Source organism: Parafilimonas terrae (assembly GCF_900115755.1).
Lineage (GTDB): Bacteria > Bacteroidota > Bacteroidia > Chitinophagales > Chitinophagaceae > Parafilimonas > Parafilimonas terrae.
Genome location: NZ_FOXQ01000017.1, coordinates 54,534 through 72,469 on the forward strand (window position 1 = coordinate 54,534; position 17,936 = coordinate 72,469).

The following is a 17,936-nucleotide window of genomic DNA, read 5'->3' on the forward strand; positions in this document are numbered from 1 at the left end:
CAGGTTAGTTACATTTTGAAATTAAAATAAATGAGTGATACCTGTATTGATAACAATTATAAATTAAGATACGGTTTATCTTTTCAGCATCAATACCTGTTTCTTCAAAACATGGCGGCAATTGTTTTTGTTTGATAATATTGGCAGCAAGCCACAACGCAAAGGAAGAAGATGTTGGATATTCTCCGCACAAATGCTTATAATTTATGGAAGCTACATTTGCGAAAACAGTATTATGCATATCATCAAACATCTTATCCTGCAGCATATCTCCATTCCTGCCTGTAATAATTAAATCAATATCGCCAGCATTAATTTTTTGCGCCGATAAAAACCTTGCAACTTCATTTTTTACATCACCACCACCGGCTTTATAAATAAGTTCTATGCCGTCAATCTGCGCATAATCATTTTCATTATGATTGCCGGATAATAAAAAAAATCCACTTCCCTGGCCTGCTATGCTTCCGCGTGTATTGGAATTAAATAAAGAAAGATTTGATACAGCCTGTTGTTTAAACAGTCCAAACCTGCGCAACACATTCCAGGTAAAACCTGTCATTTCATCTGCACTGCCGGCTAATGCATTTTCAGCGCTTTGCTCATTCAACAGCAGCACAGCATCGGTTAATGCGTGCTCAAAGGAAAAGCCCCGGTGCGCATACGTTGTATTATAATTATGGCATTTTAATGTTAATGCAATTTGTGCGCTTACAAGATTATGTGTAGATTGAATAAATGAAGTTGGTGAAAGCGCCTGCTCATTCTGCAAAACAATACTCTTCAAAAAAGCTTCGGAATCTTCCATGCACCCATAAGAGGTGCCTGAAACAATTGCATCAACAGTTTCAATGCCTGCATCTTTCAAACAACGTAATGCTGTGGTAACACCGGTACGCACCACTTTGCTCATGCGGCGCAATTGCCTTGCGTTCATGAAGTCTTTATAAGATGGCTCTGCAAAAGGCAATATTGTTTCCGTGTATTCAATTGGGGAACCTGTAAATAAACCGTTATTAAAAGTTTCCTGTGCACTTATATATGAAGCGGAACGTATAAATATCTTCTTCATTTTACAGTTTTGAAAAAATTAATGAAGAACAATTGCCGCCAAAACCAAATGAATTTGACAGCACATGCTGCACAGGCTGTGTTGAAAAGCCAGTTTCAACAACAAAGGGAAATTCAGGGATGGGTGTTTGCAACCTTAGATTGGGATAGATGAAACCATGCTTTATTGCCAATGAGGAAAACACGGCTTCTATGCCTCCGCTTGCACCCAATGTGTGGCCCGTAAAAGATTTTGTGGAACTCATTTTTGGGTAAGGCGCTTTAAACAAACGTTGTATGGCAGCGCCTTCTGCCATATCGTTATTATAAGTGCCCGTGCCATGCAGGTTAATATAGTCAATATTATTTGTGTTTAAATGCGCTGCCGCCAACGCCTGCTGCATGGCAAGATAGGAACCCATGCCATCGGGCGATGAAGCTGTTTGATGATAGGCATCGTTTGTATTGGAATATCCTTTCAGCTCGCAATACATTTTTTTGTTTAAACTATTGGCAACCGCTTCAGATACAAGCACCACGTAACCTGCACCCTCACCCAAATTCAATCCATTCCTGTTCTCATCAAAAGGCTTGCAAAATTCTTTATCTAAAATCATTAGCGTATTAAAACCATTAACGGTGAATTTTGCCAACGCGTCTGTGCCGCCTGCAACAGCCACATCAAGCATGCCCGCTTTTATTAATCTTGCACCCAGCATAATTGAATTAGCTGACGATGAGCATGCGGTATTTATGGTGGTTGTATAACCGCTGATGCTAAGTTTATCTGCAACCAACTGTGTTATGCTGCCACATTCATGATACACTACATCATGCAGGTTGCCTTTCCCATAACCTTTTAAAACATCGGTAAAAAAGTTTTCTGTTTTATCAATGCCTGCGGCAGTTGTTGCTGATATAAAACCACAGCGAAATGCATGTATATTTTCAATAGCAGCATCGTTTAAAGCTTCTTTTGCGGCAGCCATACTTAATAATGCGGTACGGCTTAGCTTGTTTGACAAACCTGTTTTTTCAGCAAGCTCATCATTGCTCAGCTTCACTTCAGCAACAGGGATTTCGCTGGCATGCACGGTTTTTAAAAACACCGCCTTGGCCATACCGGCCTGTCCTGTTTTCAATGCGTATAAACATTCCTGTACGTTGTTTCCGATGGCCGATATAATTCCTAATCCCGCTATGTAAATTTTATCACTCATTTATTTCAATCACTGCTTTTGTCAATTGTAAATCATTTGTCAAACGTGAAAACTCAATGATTGATTATTGTTTTAATACATTTAATTGTATTGCTAAACCTCTCACTCATTTCGTTTCACAATTGAGCATTCAAGCCTTCAAATATCTTATCCATATTTTCTTCTGTAAAATCAATCGATGATGCCGCGACATCCTTACCAATTAAAAACAATGCAGCTTTATACGTTTCACCTATAACATCAGCCCAGCCACAAATGCAAAGCTTTAATTTATTGTTTGCAAAAAGATCATCAACATATTCTTTTATAAAGGCTGCATTAAACGTTTCGAAAATAAAACAGGCATTCTCTCCTTTAAAATTGTTGCGAATGCAGATTTCGCCGTTTAAAATATTGGGCAAAGTATAAACAAACAAAGCAGGGCTTGCCATTTCAATTGTTTGAAAATATTTTACATCCGCTTCAAGGCTTGAATTCGCGTTTGTAAGCAACAAACCAATTTCTTCAGGATTATAATGTTTTACAATGTTCTCATCTTTTAATAAAACTTCCGAAGCAAGCCACCCAAGCTTGCTGAGATTATCCATTTTATAAAATTTTGGATAATCAATATGCAGGAATTTATAAAGCTGTACCAGGAAAGATGAAAGACCAACGTTCTTATCGCTGTACAATACTTCACCGTTTTTTATCACGCTTTCATCAGCAATAACACAATTTGATATTATATGTAATGGTTCTTTCAAAATATATTATTTACTGAAAATAATAGCCGCATTGCAACCGCCAAACCCCGATGCTGTTTTAATGCAAGTATTAATTTGTTTATGTATAATTTGTTTGCAAACATTTATGGGTTGGGAAACGCCATGCACCTCAAAACCTTTTGTTGGTAAGATTGTGTTTTGTTGTAAAGATTCAATTGAAATAACAGATTCAACCAAACCTGCAGCGCCTAATGTATGGCCATAAAACGCTTTCAGGCTGTTTACAGGCTGCGATGTTAAACCTGCTAACGCAATAGCTTTTGCTTCCATTTCATCATTGTAAATAGTAGCTGTGCCATGCGCTGAAATGAAGTCAATATTTTCTTTTGATAACCGGGCATCATCCATTGCCGCTGCGATGCATTGATATAATTCATTGCCTGTTCTCGATGGCCCTGAAATATGATTGGCATCATTGCTTACAGCGCCGCTTATTACTTTAATACCATCTGCGTTTTTCCTGTTTGATGAAAGTACAACGGTTGCTGCTGCTTCGCCCAGGTTAATACCATTACGGTCGGCGTCAAATGGTTTACATAAACCATTGCTCAAAGCCTGGAAGGATTTAAACCCGGACAATATAAATTTTGTAATAATGTCTGCTCCTGTAACAACCACATTATCATATTTACCTGATTGAATAACCCGCATACCTGTTATGATTGCCAGTGAGCCCGAAATGCAGGCATTGGAAATAATTAATGGCTGATTTATAAATCCAAAATGGGCAGTAATAAGTTTTGCCGAAGTGTGCAGTGCAATTTTTTTTTGCAACTGTTCATCATATACTTCGCTTTCAAGCAAACTAATATTGCCTTTTGTTGTTGATATTATAAGCAGGGTTTTATCATCTTTTACATTAATACCGGACTGTTTGAGCGCTTCATCAACAGATGCTATAATGAGTTTTTCAAACTTTGTATAATTCTTTTCAGGAGAAGCAGGCAATGAAAAATCATTGTTAAACAAAGCTGCATAATAAGGCTCATCAGCAAAGGCGTTATGATGTTCTTTCACTGCAGAAATATCATGCAGCAACGCATCAAAATTTTCTTTTGTTGTGCTTCCTAAAGGAGAAAAAATATTATCAGCAATAATAAAAACGTCTTTCATTTATTCTCTCACATTTCAATCTTTGTTTGTTCAAAAGTTCACGGGTTTATTTTAACCCCTAATCGCTAATTACAAATTCCGGATTCTCCAACCTTTCAACTAATCAACCATTAAACTCCTCAACTAACCTCCGGTTCAATAAATATGCGCATTTCACACTGCGCAATTAATTCTTCTTTCAATACAATTTTTCCGCTTATCAATTGCATATTCATTACATGGCCTGTGGTTACAATTTCTGTTATGAATTCACTATTTATTGCCGGCAAAGAAAATACTTCAAAGTTTTTAACCGCAGCAATATAACCTAACGGAGCAGGCTTACCTTGCTTCAAGGCGTTATAGCCTGCACCTACAGCTGCTGTTTGAGCAATGTTTTCAAGCAGCCCGGCCTCCGCCAAAAAACCGTCTTCATTAAACACATTATCAGCCTTTGCTTTGAACGAAGTACGTGCGGTTGTATCGTCAACATATAATAAAGCGTCAATCATCACAAACGGAGCACGTTGCGGAATAAATGGTAATATATCTTTCGTAATCATTATTACAGGTTATCATGCACAAAACGCATAGAAAATCATTCAATACGAATATAAACAGTGATTTTTATTTGCGCTTATCTATAAATTTAACCGGCTTGCGGCTGGCTTCGCTGAACTGTATCTTCTTAATAGCATCTTCAGAAACATAATGCACAAAAGGGCTAACGCGAAGTTTAGCCTGTATGTATGAACGTATCCTGTGATCGTTTTCCGCACTTTCATCTGCCGCATGAATATAAAGCAACACTTCATCCAAACCAACATCATTGGTTGAAACCTCCACCACATAATCACGCACTTCATTTATTTCATTCAGCAAATCAAATAAAGCTGCAGGATATAATGTTGTGCCTTTAAACTTTATCATTTGTTTTTTGCGGCCCAGCAGTGGCGATAACCGCAATGTATTTCTGCCGCAGGCACATGGCTCATCAAAATACATGCATACATCGCCTGTTTTATAACGCAGCAATGGCATGCCTTCCACGCCAAGCGTTGTTATAGTTACTTCACCTTCTGTATTTGCGGGCACGGGCATATTGTTTTCATCCAGCAGTTCTACAATTATTAATTCAGGTTGAAGGTGGCCGCCTTTACCGGCGCTGCATTCTGTAAATGCTGTTTGCATTTCAGTAGAAGCATAGGTTGAATACAATTGTATTTTCCATGCTTCTGTAATTTTTCTGCCAAGAATGTTAAGTGAACAATCTGCATTCCGAATGCTTTCACCAATACAAACCGCTTTTTTTACAGAGGTGTTGTTGATGTCAATATCATGTTGTTCCGCATACTGAATAAGTTTAAGTATGAATGATGGAACCGCAACAATTATTGTTGGTTTATACCGCGTAATGCTCTCCCATTGCAAAGCAGGAATACCAGGCCCGACACGAACAATTTTACCACCCATTTTGCGAATACCGGAATAGTAGGCAATACCTGCCATAAACTGCCGGTCGAGCGTAAGCATAAGTTGGTAAACATCTTCGGCTGAACCATCTGCCGTTATAAAAGAGTTGTATTCATTACAGGCCAATCGTTGTAAATCATTTTCTGTAAGCGCTATTGAAACCGGGCTTCCCAAAGTGCCCGAAGTGGCAGTGTATTCAATGATTGCATGCTTATCAACACATAAAAAATCTGCGTTATTCTTTTGCAGGTCGTCTTTTGTGGTTATTGGAAGTTTGGTTAAATCTTCCAGTGTTTTTACAGCATTTACATCAATTGCATGTTGCAGAAAAAGCTTTTTGTAAAAAGGTGAATTAGCGTTTAAATATTGTAATAACGCCTGCAGCTTTCTTTCCTGCAATTTTTTTATTTCATCTTTTGGCTTATGCGATACCGGGGTTTCATTCATATTATTCACTATAACTCAAGCTGGCGTTGCAAGCTCTATAACGTAACAGCAACAAAGAAACCAAAATTTTAATCTATTGCCAAAGCGGTAAAATTCAATACATTTAAAACTGCTTCGTGTTTTACAAAGCATATTATTTCATGAAATATTATTTGTACTGTTTTATTTCCTTCTTTATAACTACTGCATGCTCCGGCCAAAACACACCTGTTTTATATAAAGACATATCATTTAATAAAGTGAATATTCAAAAAAATATTGTTTATTCTTTTGCTGACAGCATTAAAGAAAAATACAGGTGTTTGGATTTTTATCAGCCTGCAACAAATTCAGCACTGCAAAAAAGCCCTTTAATTATTTGGATGCATGGCGGCGGCTTTAAATTCGGAACAAAGAATGCTGCTGAAATAAAACTATGGGGCGATGAATTTGCCAAACGTGGTTATGCATTTGCCGCCATTAATTACAGGCTGAGTAAAAAAAATCCATTATTTAAATTCAAAGACCTGGTAGAAGCTTGTTACGATAATGTTGAAGATGTAAACAATGCAATTACATTCTTTAAAGCCAATGCATCAAGATTTAATATTGATACCGGTAAAATAATTCTTGGCGGTAATTCGGCAGGCGCTGTCATAGCGTTACAAACAGTGTATAGTAATTCCGCAGATATTAAATACATTCTTGACAGCAATAAAACTGTTGCCAATACAAATAATAACTACAATACACAAAAAGTAGCTGCCATCATAAATTTTTGGGGAGCTTTATTTAATAAAGATTGGCTTCTCCGGGCAAAGGTTCCCATTGTAAGTGTTCATGGCTCAAAAGATAGAATTGTACCTGTTAATAATAAAGGTGTAGTATTTTTTGGCAGCCAGTCAATACACGAAAAAGCTGATTCTTTGCATATACCAAACAGCATTAAGGTTTATGAAGGTTATGCGCACGAATTGCATAAACATTTTAACCCACTGGTTTATCCCCGGAAAGTAAAACAAAGGCATAAAGAAGCAGCCCAGTTTGCTTGTGATTTCTTATATAATTTTTTTAAGGGAGAATAATTATGCAAATAAAAAAAGCAATACAGCAACTTGCCACTGCTGTATTGCTTTTAGGGTTAAGCTCTTACGTTGCTAACCCATAAAATTTATTTAATTACCAGGATTTCTTCTGCATCCACCAATACTTCTTCACTGTGGCCGTTACCGTTACCATTTGTTGTTTGCACAACAAGACTGCCCTGGAAGTACTTTTCGTTATGCTGGGAAGCATCGAGTCCAAGCATTTCATCTTCGGCACTAACCCGCAAAGGCAAAATAAAATTGATGAATTTGAATATGGCGAAGGATACGGAAAAACTATACACCACAACAATTGCAAGGGCTTTAACCTGTGTAAAGAAGAAATCTGCGTTGCCATACAATAAGCCATCTGCACCGGCACTGTTTACTGTTTTGGTAGCAAAAATGCCTGTCATTAACATGCCTACCATGCCGCCAAGTCCATGGCAGGGGAACACATCTAACGTATCATCCAGCCTTGTTTTAGCCCTCATCTGCACCGCTATGTTGGAAATAACCGCTGCTATAAACCCGATAAATATGCTTTGGGGAATAGCAACGAAACCTGCGGCAGGTGTAATAGCAACGAGACCGACAACAGCACCTACGCAAAATCCAACCACAGAGGGCTTTCTGCCTTTAGCTACATCAAACAGCAACCAGGTTAAACCGGCGGCAGCGGCGGCAGTATTGGTAGTAGCAAATGCAGAAACTGCCAGTGAGTTGGCGCCTAATGCAGAACCGGCATTAAAGCCAAACCATCCAAACCAGAGCAAACCTGTTCCCATTAAAACATAAGGAATATTTGCCGGTGGAATTTCTTTATGTTCTTTACGCACCTGTCTTTGTTTTAAAACAAGGGCACCGGCAAAGGCAGCGCAACCAGCAGAAATATGCACCACTGTGCCGCCTGCAAAATCCAAAGCACCCATTTTAAAGAGGAAACCTTCGGGGTTCCATGTCCAGTGAGCGATTGGGGCATATACAAGCAAACTAAAGAGTACAATAAATAATATATAAGAAGTAAAACGAATACGTTCTGCTACTGCACCAACCACGAGGCCGGGCGTAATAATAGCAAACATCAACTGGAAGATGGCAAATAAGGTTAGCGGTATTGTTGGTGCAAGCCCCCATGGCGCACCTGAATTCACACCTTCAAAAAACAGGTTTGAAGTGGGATTGCCAATAAAACCGCCAATTGATTTACCAAAACAAAGACCATACTCAACAAAAATCCAGAGAACGGTTACGACGCCCGCAGCCACCACGCTTTTAATCATTGTGGAGATTACATTTTTACGATGTACCATACCGCCATAGAAAAAGGCGAGCCCAGGGGTCATTAAAAAAACAAGGGCAGTGGCAACAAGCATCCAGGCTATGTCGGCAAAATTATATTTGCTACTGTCAGTAAAATCTACGGCTGAAGGAACAAAAACTGAACCTGCCGCAATAAGAATTAGAACTGTAAAAGGAGCAATTTCTTTGAAAGTTGGCTTCGGCATTTGACAAATTTAAAATAAAATAATATTTATATTAAATGCAATTTATTAAATAATTTATATCATTAACCAAATATTTATTACATTATTTTATTAATAATATGAACAGGCTTATATAAAAAAGGCTAATCCATTTCTGAATTAGCCCTGTTAGTTGATAAACTGGAATTAATTTATACGCCCAGTGTCCATCCTTGCCTGTAAGTGCGTTTTACAAACTGGTTGGCTTCATCAAAATTTGTAATTTTCATATTTGGGCCATCCCAAACTAATTGAATATGGCGGCCGGGGTAATCAATATCATTCCCATTCTTTTTCTGAATATTATAACTTCTAATAGCAAGGTTACCCATTAAAACACTTTCTGTAAGCGGGCCTGCCAAATCAAACCGGGAGCTGAGATTGTTGGCGGCATCGCTTCCATAACCGGCAATCGCCGCTTCCACCCAGGCAGCATAGTGGCCATCATCGCCATTAGGCACACGGGCAATGGTTTGCGGCACCGTTGTTTCCTTTGTTTTGGAGGTTGGCAATAACTGCGGGTTAATACCATAAGTGCCTGCCATCATTTTACCTTTTGTTCCATAGAATATAATACCGTTGCCGCCATCTCCCATAGTTTCGTTTGGCTGTAATTCCAAGGGGCGCTGTGGCTGAATGCCGCCATCCATCCAATGCAGCCTTAAATCCGGTTTGCCGCTGGGCTGTTTAAAAGTTAGAATGATGTGTGAAGATACCGGGCCACTGTCAGGAAAATAGGCCTGCTGCCAGTTCTCAACATATCTTGTAGAAACACTGCATTCTGCGCCAACCGGGTAATCAAGGTCCAGCACTGCAAAAGCAGGTTGCATAATATGGCAAGCCATATCGCCCAGGGCGCCGGTGCCGTAATCCCACCAGCCGCGCCAGTTAAACGGCACAAGATGATCTACATAATCTTTATAAGGAGCAGTTCCCAGCCATAAATCCCAGTTAAGTTCTTTGGGAACGGTTGGCTTTTCTGTTGGCCATGCAATGCCTTGCGGCCACACAGGCCTGTCTGTATAACAATACACTTCCGTTACGTCTCCAATTATACCTGCTTTGTACCAGTCTATTAATTGGCGCACACCATCGCCGCTGGCGCCCTGGTTGCCCATTTGCGTTACTACTTTATATTTCCTGGCGGCTTCCGTAAGCATTCTTGCTTCGTAAATATCATGTGTTAACGGCTTTTGCACATATACATGCTTGCCCAGCTGCATGGCTGCCATGGCAGCAACAGCATGGTTATGATCGGGAATGGAAACAGAGCAGGCATCGATATTTTTATGCTCTTTATCCAGCATTTCCCGGAAGTCTTTGTAATATTTTGCCTTGGGAAAACGGCTTCTCGTTTTGGCAGCCTGCCTGTCATCCACATCGCATAACACAGCAATTTCAGCTTTACCGCTGTCGAAAAAATTCTTTATATCACTCTCTCCTTTACCACCAGCACCAATTCCCGCGACGACAAGCTTGTCGCTCGGAGCCACATATCCTTTTCCTAAAACATGGCGGGGTACAATATAAAAACCGGCGGTTGCAAGCGAGGCGTTTTTAATAAAATTTCTGCGGGAGCTTTGTTTCGAATTGCTGTTACTTTCCATATAGCTTAAAATTATGAGTGAATGTTTTTAACGTGCGTGAAAGTATTAATCAGCCTTGAAAAGAAAAAATCAGAAATTTTAAAAACCGGTTATTTCTTTTCACCAACAGCGGGTGACTGTTGTAAAATAAAAGTTTGGCCGGGAATAGCAAATGCAATTCCCCTTTCTGAAAATGCCTTTAATATTTCACGGAAAATCCGCTGCTGCCTGTCGAGATATAATTTATAATCTGTGGATTCCACAAAGTACAGCGTTTCAAATGTGAGGCTATAATCGGCAAAGGCCACAAGATGGCACCTGTCGAAAGTTATATCGGGCTGCGCTTTTATTATTTGTTCAACAAATTGCGGAATGGCATCCAGGTTTTCTGCAGGGGTATCGTACCGCACATTCATTTTAAAAATTATACCACGGCGTTGCTGGCGCTTGAAATTTTTTATAGTCGATTTTACCAGGTCAGCATTGGGAATAACCAGTTGTTCGCCGGTAAGGCTGCGCACATGAGATGTTTTAATCCCTATGCGCTCCACGGTGCCCGCAGCATTATTTATAGAAATAGCATCGCCAATGCTGAAAGGTTTGTCAAAGAATATTACAAAATAGCTGAAGAGGTCTGTAAGAATATTTTGTGCTGCCAAAGCAATAGCAATACCGCCAATGCCAAGGCCGGTAATAAGCGTGGTGATGTTATAACCCAAATTATCTATCAGCATTACTATGCCGGCAAGCCATACAATGGCTTTAAATATGGAAAGAATACCTGTAACCTGCTTAATGCGTTCTGGCGGTTCATTCTTGCTATGCATATACAGGTTTACCGATAATTGCATGGCATGATTAATAAACCGCACAAAATAATAGGCCGTTATAACGGCAACTGCAACTTTTAAAACATGATCAACTTTTACAGAAAGATTTAACTGCTGGATTATACCATAATTAATCATCAGGAAAATAAATGGTATAATAAATTTTTCCGCAGCTTCTACTATGGCGTCATCTACCTGCGAATGTGTGCGGGCACTAAACTTTTTTAAAGCCGCAATAATAAACTTTCGCAGCAGCTTAAATAATATCCACACAACAATAATCTGCGCTAATACTATTGCATACACCTTTACTGTATTACCCATCCAAACCTGGTCTAAATATTCTTCCATAATTAATGCTGCAAAAGTATTTGTATAAATACAAACTAAAATCTAACTAAACTTTAAAAACACACGTATTACTTTTGACCACATACAATGAAAAAATTCATCCTTACATTAACGCTGCTTTTTTCGATAACCTGCTTTACTAACGCTCAAAATAATTATCCGCAGGGCTATTTCAGGAACCCGTTAAATATTCCCATGCAGCTTGCCGCCAATTTTGGCGAGCTGCGCACAGATCATTTTCACATGGGCCTCGACATTCGCACCCAGGCCCGCGAAAACCTTCCCGTGCACGCCGCTGCCGATGGATATGTAAGCCGTGTAAAGATTGAAAAGTATGGTTACGGCCACGCCATTTATATTACCCACCCAAATGGCTACACCACTTTATACGGTCACTTAAATTCGTTTTATCCTGCGCTTGAAAAATACCTGCGCGATAAACAATATAAAGATCAAAGCTGGGAACAGGACTTTGAATTGCCTGCCAACTTATTCCCGGTTACCAAAGGCCAGTTTATTGCCAACAGCGGCAACACCGGCGGCTCGCAGGGGCCGCACCTGCACTTTGAAATACGCGATACAAAAACCGGCAACAATTTAAACCCCTTATTATTTGGAATGCCGCTAACAGATCATATTGCGCCTATCGTATATGGCCTTTACTGGTACGACAGAAGGTACAGCGCTTACACCGTTTCGCCGCAATCGCTTTCCATTATCAAAAAAAATGGCATTTATACTACCACCACGCCCGTTGTAAGAGTAGGCTCGCCCATTATTTCGCTTGGCGTGAGGATGCAGGACATGAATAATGCCTCCTCTTTTAAATTTGGCGTGTACCATGCAGCCTTATATGTGGATGATGTATTGCAGTTTGAATTTAAATTAAACGATTTCCTGTACCCCACCAGCCGTTATGTAAATGCCAGCATGGATTATAAAAGATGGGTGGTGAATAAACAGGGCATTCAATACCTTTCTTTATTGCCCGGCAACAAACTCAGCGTTTTTTCGCCACTTGACAGCGATGGAAATATCTCGTTAAATGATGATCAAACCCATAAAATAAAGATTGTGTTGAGCGATGAAAAGAAAAACACCACTACCATAAGTTTTTCTTTAAAGTATGACGAAGCTTTGCAGAAAGATTACTCCATTCCGGCCGATGCATTTATCTGCGATACTAACAGTGCCAATAATATTAAAACAGATAACGCCAGCATCAGCTTCGATTCAAATGCTTTTTACGATGCCCTGCCTTTACGCGTGTTTGAAACCGCTTCTGCGTATTCAAAACAGGTGTCGCCAACCATTCATATAGGCGATTACACCATTCCTGTTCATAACGATTACAATGTAATGGTAAAAGCGGCTGCACTTACCGGCAACCAGAAGAATAAAGTGGTGATGGAGCTGAAAAGCGGCTCATCTGCCACTGTAAAAAAAGGCGTTTGGCAGGGAAGCTGGATGCTCAGCAGCTTTAACGAGTTAGGAAACGTGAGGTTATTGATAGATGAAGTGCCGCCGGTGGTTACACCCATTTCCTGGAAGGATGGCTCCACCTTCATTAGCCAGAAAACATTAACGGTAAAGTGTGTTGACGATGTAAGCCGCATTGCCAGCTTTACCGCAACGCTTGAAGATGGCAGTTGGCTCATGTTTGCCAAAAAAAGCGACTATTTTACTTATACTTTTGATGAGCATTGCCCCGCCGGAAAACACACTTTAACCATAACCGCCATGGATGTGGCCGGCAATGCCATTGTTGAAACCTATAATTTTACAAAACAATAGTTTATATGATAACATTGGCTGCCGGCATGAAGGCCCCGGCATTTAAAGGCAAAGATCAAAACGGCAACACCGTTTCGCTTGCAGATTATAAAGGCAAAAAGCTGGTATTATATTTTTATCCTGAAGACGATACGCCCACCTGCACTGTGCAGGCATGTAATTTAAGGGATAACTATGCCCTATTAAGAAAGGAAGGGTTTGAAGTGGTTGGCGTAAGCCCAAACGACACTGAAAGCCATAAGAAATTTGAAGAAAAGTTTAGCCTGCCTTTCACTTTAATTGCCGATCCTAATCATAAAATAATAAACACTTATGGCGTTTGGGGCGAAAAGCAATTGTATGGGCGAAAATTTATGGGCCTGCACCGCACAACCTTCCTGGTTGACGAAAAAGGCGTTATTCAAAAGGTATATTTAAAACCCCGCAATAAGCAGCACGCAGAAGATATAGTGAAGTTTTGGAAAGAAATGGAGCAACAGCAGGTAAAACCAACCCGCAAAGGCTGATTTATTTAAAGCTTTTTTCATAAAAACCGTTGCCGTATTCAGTTACGGCAACGGTTTTGTTTTTTACCGGGATGTTTTGAGGTTTTACTTTAAATTTTTATTCATTTTTCGCTTTTTTTCATTCATTTATCCGACTTTTTTATTCATTTCTTTGAATATTTTATTCATTTCTTTGAACATTTCATCCATTTTCCTCAGTATTCTTTCCATTTAACTCATGTTTTTTTCCATTTTCTTCAATATTTTTTCCATTTAACTCATATTTTTTTCCATTTTTCCCAATATTCTTTCCATTTTTTACTCTTATTTGTCCGTTTTACTGAATTTTTTGTCTGTTTTCTTCAGTGTTTTGTCCGTCTTTTCAGGAATTTTGTCCGTCTTTTTCAATTTTTTGTCCGTTTTATTGGATTTTCTGTCCGTTTTACTGAATATTCTGTCCGTTTTATGCATTCTTTCTGCAATAATTTCTTCAACCCCATGCATAAAAGGGGTATTAATGCAAGTGTTTTTTCCATTGTATTGTATTTGCATAAACAACAATACCGTAACAAATCGCACTTTGCCACGCCGCCAGATTGCCGTACCTTCGCGCCTCAAATTTTGAAAATGCAGATAAGGAACATAGCGATAATCGCTCACGTTGACCACGGTAAAACCACCCTCGTTGACAATATTCTACGCGCAACAAAGGTTTTTCGTGACAACCAGGAAACAGGCGAACTAATAATGGATAGCAACGACCTGGAACGTGAACGCGGCATTACTATCTTCTCTAAAAATGCGGCGGTAACCTATAATGACGTTAAAATAAACGTGATAGATACCCCGGGCCACGCCGATTTTGGCGGCGAAGTGGAGCGTGTATTGAAAATGGCCGATGGCGTTATTCTGCTGGTGGATGCTTTTGAAGGCCCCATGCCGCAAACACGTTTTGTGCTGCAGAAAGCATTGCAGCTAAACCTGCACCCAATAGTGGTAATTAATAAAGTGGACAAGCCTAACTGCCGTCCGGATGAAGTGCATGATGCCGTTTTTGAATTATTCTTTAACCTTGATGCTACTGAAGAGCAGCTTAATTTCCCCACCTATTACGGCAGCGGCAAACAGGGCTGGTTCAACGATTCATTAACGCCTTCTGAAGATATTACGCCATTATTGGATGGTATTTTAAAATATGTGCCCGAGCCTAAAGTGAGCGAAGGCCCGCTGCAAATGCAGATAACTTCACTCGACTATTCATCTTTTCTTGGCAGGATTGCGGTGGGTAAAGTTACCCGCGGCAGCATAAAAGAAAACCAGCCGATTGCTTTAATGCAAACAGACGGCACGGTAAAAAGAGCCCGCGTGAGGGAATTATATGTATTTGAAGGAATGGGCAAGAAGAAAGTAACTGAAGTGCTCGCCGGCGATCTTTGCGCCGTAGTGGGTTTGGAAGATTTTAATATTGGCGACACTATTGCCGATGCCGAAAACCCTGAGGCTTTACCGGTTATAAGCGTGGATGAGCCTACCATGAATATGATGTTTGGCATAAATAACTCACCTTTTTATGGTAAAGATGGAAAATTTGTAACCTCACGTCATATACGCGACAGGCTTTTTAAAGAAACCGAGAAAAACCTGGCGCTGCGTGTGGAAGATACGGACAGCGGCGATGCCTTTTTGGTATATGGCCGCGGTATTTTGCACCTGGGCATTTTAATTGAAACCATGCGCCGCGAAGGTTACGAGTTAACCGTAGGCCAGCCAAAGGTTATTATTAAAGAAATTGACGGCAGAAAAACCGAGCCTTACGAAACACTGGTGGTGGATGTGCCGCAGGAATTTGCCAGCAAGGTTATTGACCTGGTTACACGTCGTAAAGGCGAAATGCACGTAATGGAAACCAAGGGCGAAATGCAGCACCTGGAATTTGAAATTCCTTCCCGCGGGCTTATTGGTTTGCGTACGCAAATGCTTACCGCCACTGCCGGCGAAGCCGTGATGGCGCACCGCTTTAGCGAATATAAAGGATGGAAAGGTGCCATTCCGGGCAGGAATAACGGTGTATTAATATCAAAAGATGCCGGTACCACCACAGCCTATTCATTAGATAAATTGCAGGACCGGGGATTCTTCTTTGTTGATCCGGGCGAGGCGGTTTACAAAGGCCAGATTGTAGGCGAAAACAATAAACCCGGCGATTTGGTGATTAATCCGAATGAAGGTAAAAAGCTTACCAATATGCGTGCAAGCGGCAGCGATGCGGCAACGAACATTGCACCTAAAACATTGATGACTTTAGAAGAATGTATGGAATATATTCAGTTTGATGAGTGCATAGAAGTAACGCCGAACTTCATCCGTATGCGTAAAGTAATTTTAGACGAAGAAGAAAGAAAGCGCCAGCAGAAAAGAATGGCTGCTGAAGAAGTATAAACAGTTTTTATGTGCCTGACACCTCAAAGGTGTCTGACGCAATAAACCTTAAACTTATATTTAACCTGTTAGATTTACAATCTGGCAGGTTTTTTATTTTTAAACCCCTGTACTCTTCGTTATCTCTGCGTGAAAATATATCACGCAGAGGTAATTGGGCTAACATAGAAAAAGATTGCTATAGTGACTGATCTTTTAAAGCATATTGCTGAAAAACTTTCTTCGCATTTTAATCAACCGGTTCAATTGCAGGGGCAGCGGCAGGCTTTTGGCGGCGACATTAATCAAACTTTCAGGCTGCAAACGAATATCGGCCCTTTCTTTTTAAAGCTTAACAATGGAAAGCCGAACGATATGTTTGAAAAAGAATTTAATGGCCTGCTGCTCATGCATCAAACCAAAACTATTAAAACTCCTGAACCAATTTTTCACGGGATAATTGATAATAAAATTTTTCTTATAACGGAATTTATAGAGAAAGGCAGCTCTTCCAAAAACTTCTGGCAAACCTTTGCGCAGCAACTGGCAGGCCTTCACAAACATTCCAATGAATTGTTTGGCTTAAACGAAAATAATTATATCGGTTCACTTCATCAACCCAATGCATACTGTGAAACATGGAACGAATTTTATACATCGCAACGCATACTGCCGCTTATGCAGCTTGCTTTCAGCCAAAATAAATGCAGTAAAGAAGATGTTACAAAAACAGAAAAGCTTTGTAAGCGTTTAAATGATGTTTTCCCTGTAGAAAGCCCTGCCTTAATACATGGAGATCTTTGGAGTGGCAATTTTATGGCCGGAAATAACAACGAACCGGTAATTTTTGATCCGGCAGTTTACTATGGTAACCGTGAAATGGATATTGCCATGAGCCTGCTCTTTGGCGGTTTCAACAGCAGCTTTTATAATTATTACAATGAGGCTTTCCCTTTACAACCCGGCTGGAAAGAGAGGATTGAACTTTGCCAGCTTTACCCGCTTATTGTGCATCTGATTTTATTTGGCGGGCATTATTATAATTCAGTTATGAATATTATCAATTCATATATATAAATTTACAGCGCAATACTAACGTGCTTTAAACGCATTAAGACAGGATTACTTTCATATCAAATAATACTGTTAACCTATTTACTATATCAAAACAAACAAAATGAAAAAACAAACTGCGCTCATTGCTATGGCATGTTTTGCCGGGCTGCTCTCTTACAGGTGCACAACATCTACTAAAACTACTCCTGCAGCCGACAGTACTTTAACTGATGTGAATATATATGGAGGCTTTAAAAGCCAGGTGGAATGGGGATCGCACCTCGTAGCTATTTCAGGCTGCAATGATTGCCATACTTCAAAAAAGATGACAGATAAAGGCCCTGTGGATGATACAAGCGTTATGCTGGCAGGCCATTTTGCGCAAGGGCCGGTTCCGCAGCTTTTGCCCGACCAGGTGGCAAAGGGCATGGGCGCCACTTATGACAATACAGCGTGGCACGGCCCGTGGGGACATTCTTATGCAGCCAATCTTACACCAGATTCTACCGGTATAGGAGAATGGACGGAAGAACAATTTATAAACTGTCTCCGTAAAGGTATTTTTAAAGGTATTGAAGGCTCCAGGCCGCTTATGCCGCCCATGCCTGTAGCAGGCGTAAATAATATGACAGATGATGAATTAAAAGCCATTTTTGCTTATCTGAAAACCGTTAAGCCTGTTCATAATGTTGTGCCAGACTACCAGCCGCCGGCAACGCATTAGTAAGTTTAGCTACGCACTGTTAATGTTACCAAATAAAAAAAGGATTGAACGTT

General features: G+C 40.1%; 15 protein-coding genes. 6 read left to right on the forward strand and 9 right to left on the reverse strand.

Annotation, left to right across the window (positions count from 1 at the left end):
- Positions 1–4: 4 nt before the first annotated feature.
- The 6 genes from BM015_RS19740 to BM015_RS19765 form a co-directional block, all read right to left on the reverse strand.
- A complete protein-coding gene (locus BM015_RS19740; protein WP_090662811.1) occupies positions 5–1,072 on the reverse strand; it encodes a beta-ketoacyl synthase chain length factor in 1,068 nt (355 codons plus the stop codon).
- A 1-nt stretch (position 1,073) separates the two neighbouring features.
- Complete coding sequence (locus BM015_RS19745) at positions 1,074–2,270, reverse strand: beta-ketoacyl-[acyl-carrier-protein] synthase family protein (RefSeq protein ID WP_090662813.1); 1,197 nt, start codon at positions 2,268–2,270, stop codon at positions 1,074–1,076.
- A gap of 116 nt (positions 2,271–2,386) precedes the next feature.
- Complete coding sequence (locus BM015_RS19750) at positions 2,387–3,016, reverse strand: hypothetical protein (RefSeq protein ID WP_090662815.1); 630 nt, start codon at positions 3,014–3,016, stop codon at positions 2,387–2,389.
- Between the two features lie 6 nt (positions 3,017–3,022).
- Positions 3,023–4,150 (reverse strand): beta-ketoacyl-[acyl-carrier-protein] synthase family protein, encoded by a 1,128-nt coding sequence (locus BM015_RS19755; protein WP_090662818.1) that lies wholly within the window; start codon positions 4,148–4,150, stop codon positions 3,023–3,025.
- A gap of 119 nt (positions 4,151–4,269) precedes the next feature.
- The gene (locus tag BM015_RS19760) at positions 4,270–4,692 is read right to left on the reverse strand and encodes a hotdog family protein (protein WP_090662820.1); all 423 of its coding nucleotides are present in this window, start codon (positions 4,690–4,692) and stop codon (positions 4,270–4,272) included.
- A 64-nt stretch (positions 4,693–4,756) separates the two neighbouring features.
- Positions 4,757–6,049 (reverse strand): flexirubin biosynthesis putative acyl-CoA ligase FlxY, encoded by a 1,293-nt coding sequence (locus BM015_RS19765; RefSeq protein WP_090662822.1) that lies wholly within the window; start codon positions 6,047–6,049, stop codon positions 4,757–4,759.
- Positions 6,050–6,189: 140 nt separating this feature from the next.
- Here BM015_RS19765 and BM015_RS19770 point away from each other — a divergent pair, with 140 nt between their 5' ends.
- Positions 6,190–7,113 (forward strand): alpha/beta hydrolase, encoded by a 924-nt coding sequence (locus BM015_RS19770; RefSeq protein ID WP_090662824.1) that lies wholly within the window; start codon positions 6,190–6,192, stop codon positions 7,111–7,113.
- A gap of 86 nt (positions 7,114–7,199) precedes the next feature.
- On the opposite strand, the gene BM015_RS19775 is transcribed toward BM015_RS19770, so the two are convergent.
- The 3 genes from BM015_RS19775 to BM015_RS19785 all read right to left on the reverse strand — a co-directional run bounded on the left by BM015_RS19775 (position 7,200) and on the right by BM015_RS19785 (position 11,406).
- Positions 7,200–8,621, reverse strand: coding sequence for an ammonium transporter (locus tag BM015_RS19775; protein ID WP_090662826.1), 1,422 nt, complete (start codon positions 8,619–8,621; stop codon positions 7,200–7,202).
- A gap of 170 nt (positions 8,622–8,791) precedes the next feature.
- Positions 8,792–10,246, reverse strand: coding sequence for a Gfo/Idh/MocA family protein (locus BM015_RS19780; RefSeq protein ID WP_090662828.1), 1,455 nt, complete (start codon positions 10,244–10,246; stop codon positions 8,792–8,794).
- 89 nt (positions 10,247–10,335) lie between these two features.
- Positions 10,336–11,406: a mechanosensitive ion channel family protein gene (locus BM015_RS19785; RefSeq protein WP_090662830.1), complete on the reverse strand. Its 1,071-nt coding sequence runs from the start codon at positions 11,404–11,406 to the stop codon at positions 10,336–10,338.
- 87 nt (positions 11,407–11,493) lie between these two features.
- Here BM015_RS19785 and BM015_RS19790 point away from each other — a divergent pair, with 87 nt between their 5' ends.
- The 5 genes from BM015_RS19790 to BM015_RS19815 all read left to right on the forward strand — a co-directional run bounded on the left by BM015_RS19790 (position 11,494) and on the right by BM015_RS19815 (position 17,883).
- A complete protein-coding gene (locus BM015_RS19790; RefSeq protein ID WP_090662831.1) occupies positions 11,494–13,200 on the forward strand; it encodes a peptidoglycan DD-metalloendopeptidase family protein in 1,707 nt (568 codons plus the stop codon).
- A gap of 5 nt (positions 13,201–13,205) precedes the next feature.
- Positions 13,206–13,706, forward strand: coding sequence for a thioredoxin-dependent thiol peroxidase (gene bcp / locus BM015_RS19795; RefSeq protein WP_177191973.1), 501 nt, complete (start codon positions 13,206–13,208; stop codon positions 13,704–13,706).
- 606 nt (positions 13,707–14,312) lie between these two features.
- Positions 14,313–16,124: a translational GTPase TypA gene (gene typA / locus BM015_RS19805; RefSeq protein WP_090662878.1), complete on the forward strand. Its 1,812-nt coding sequence runs from the start codon at positions 14,313–14,315 to the stop codon at positions 16,122–16,124.
- Between the two features lie 183 nt (positions 16,125–16,307).
- Entirely contained in the window at positions 16,308–17,180 is an 873-nt protein-coding gene (locus tag BM015_RS19810; RefSeq protein WP_177191974.1) for a fructosamine kinase family protein, read from the forward strand.
- A gap of 100 nt (positions 17,181–17,280) precedes the next feature.
- Positions 17,281–17,883: a c-type cytochrome gene (locus BM015_RS19815; RefSeq protein ID WP_090662836.1), complete on the forward strand. Its 603-nt coding sequence runs from the start codon at positions 17,281–17,283 to the stop codon at positions 17,881–17,883.
- The last annotated feature ends 53 nt before the right edge of the window (positions 17,884–17,936 follow it).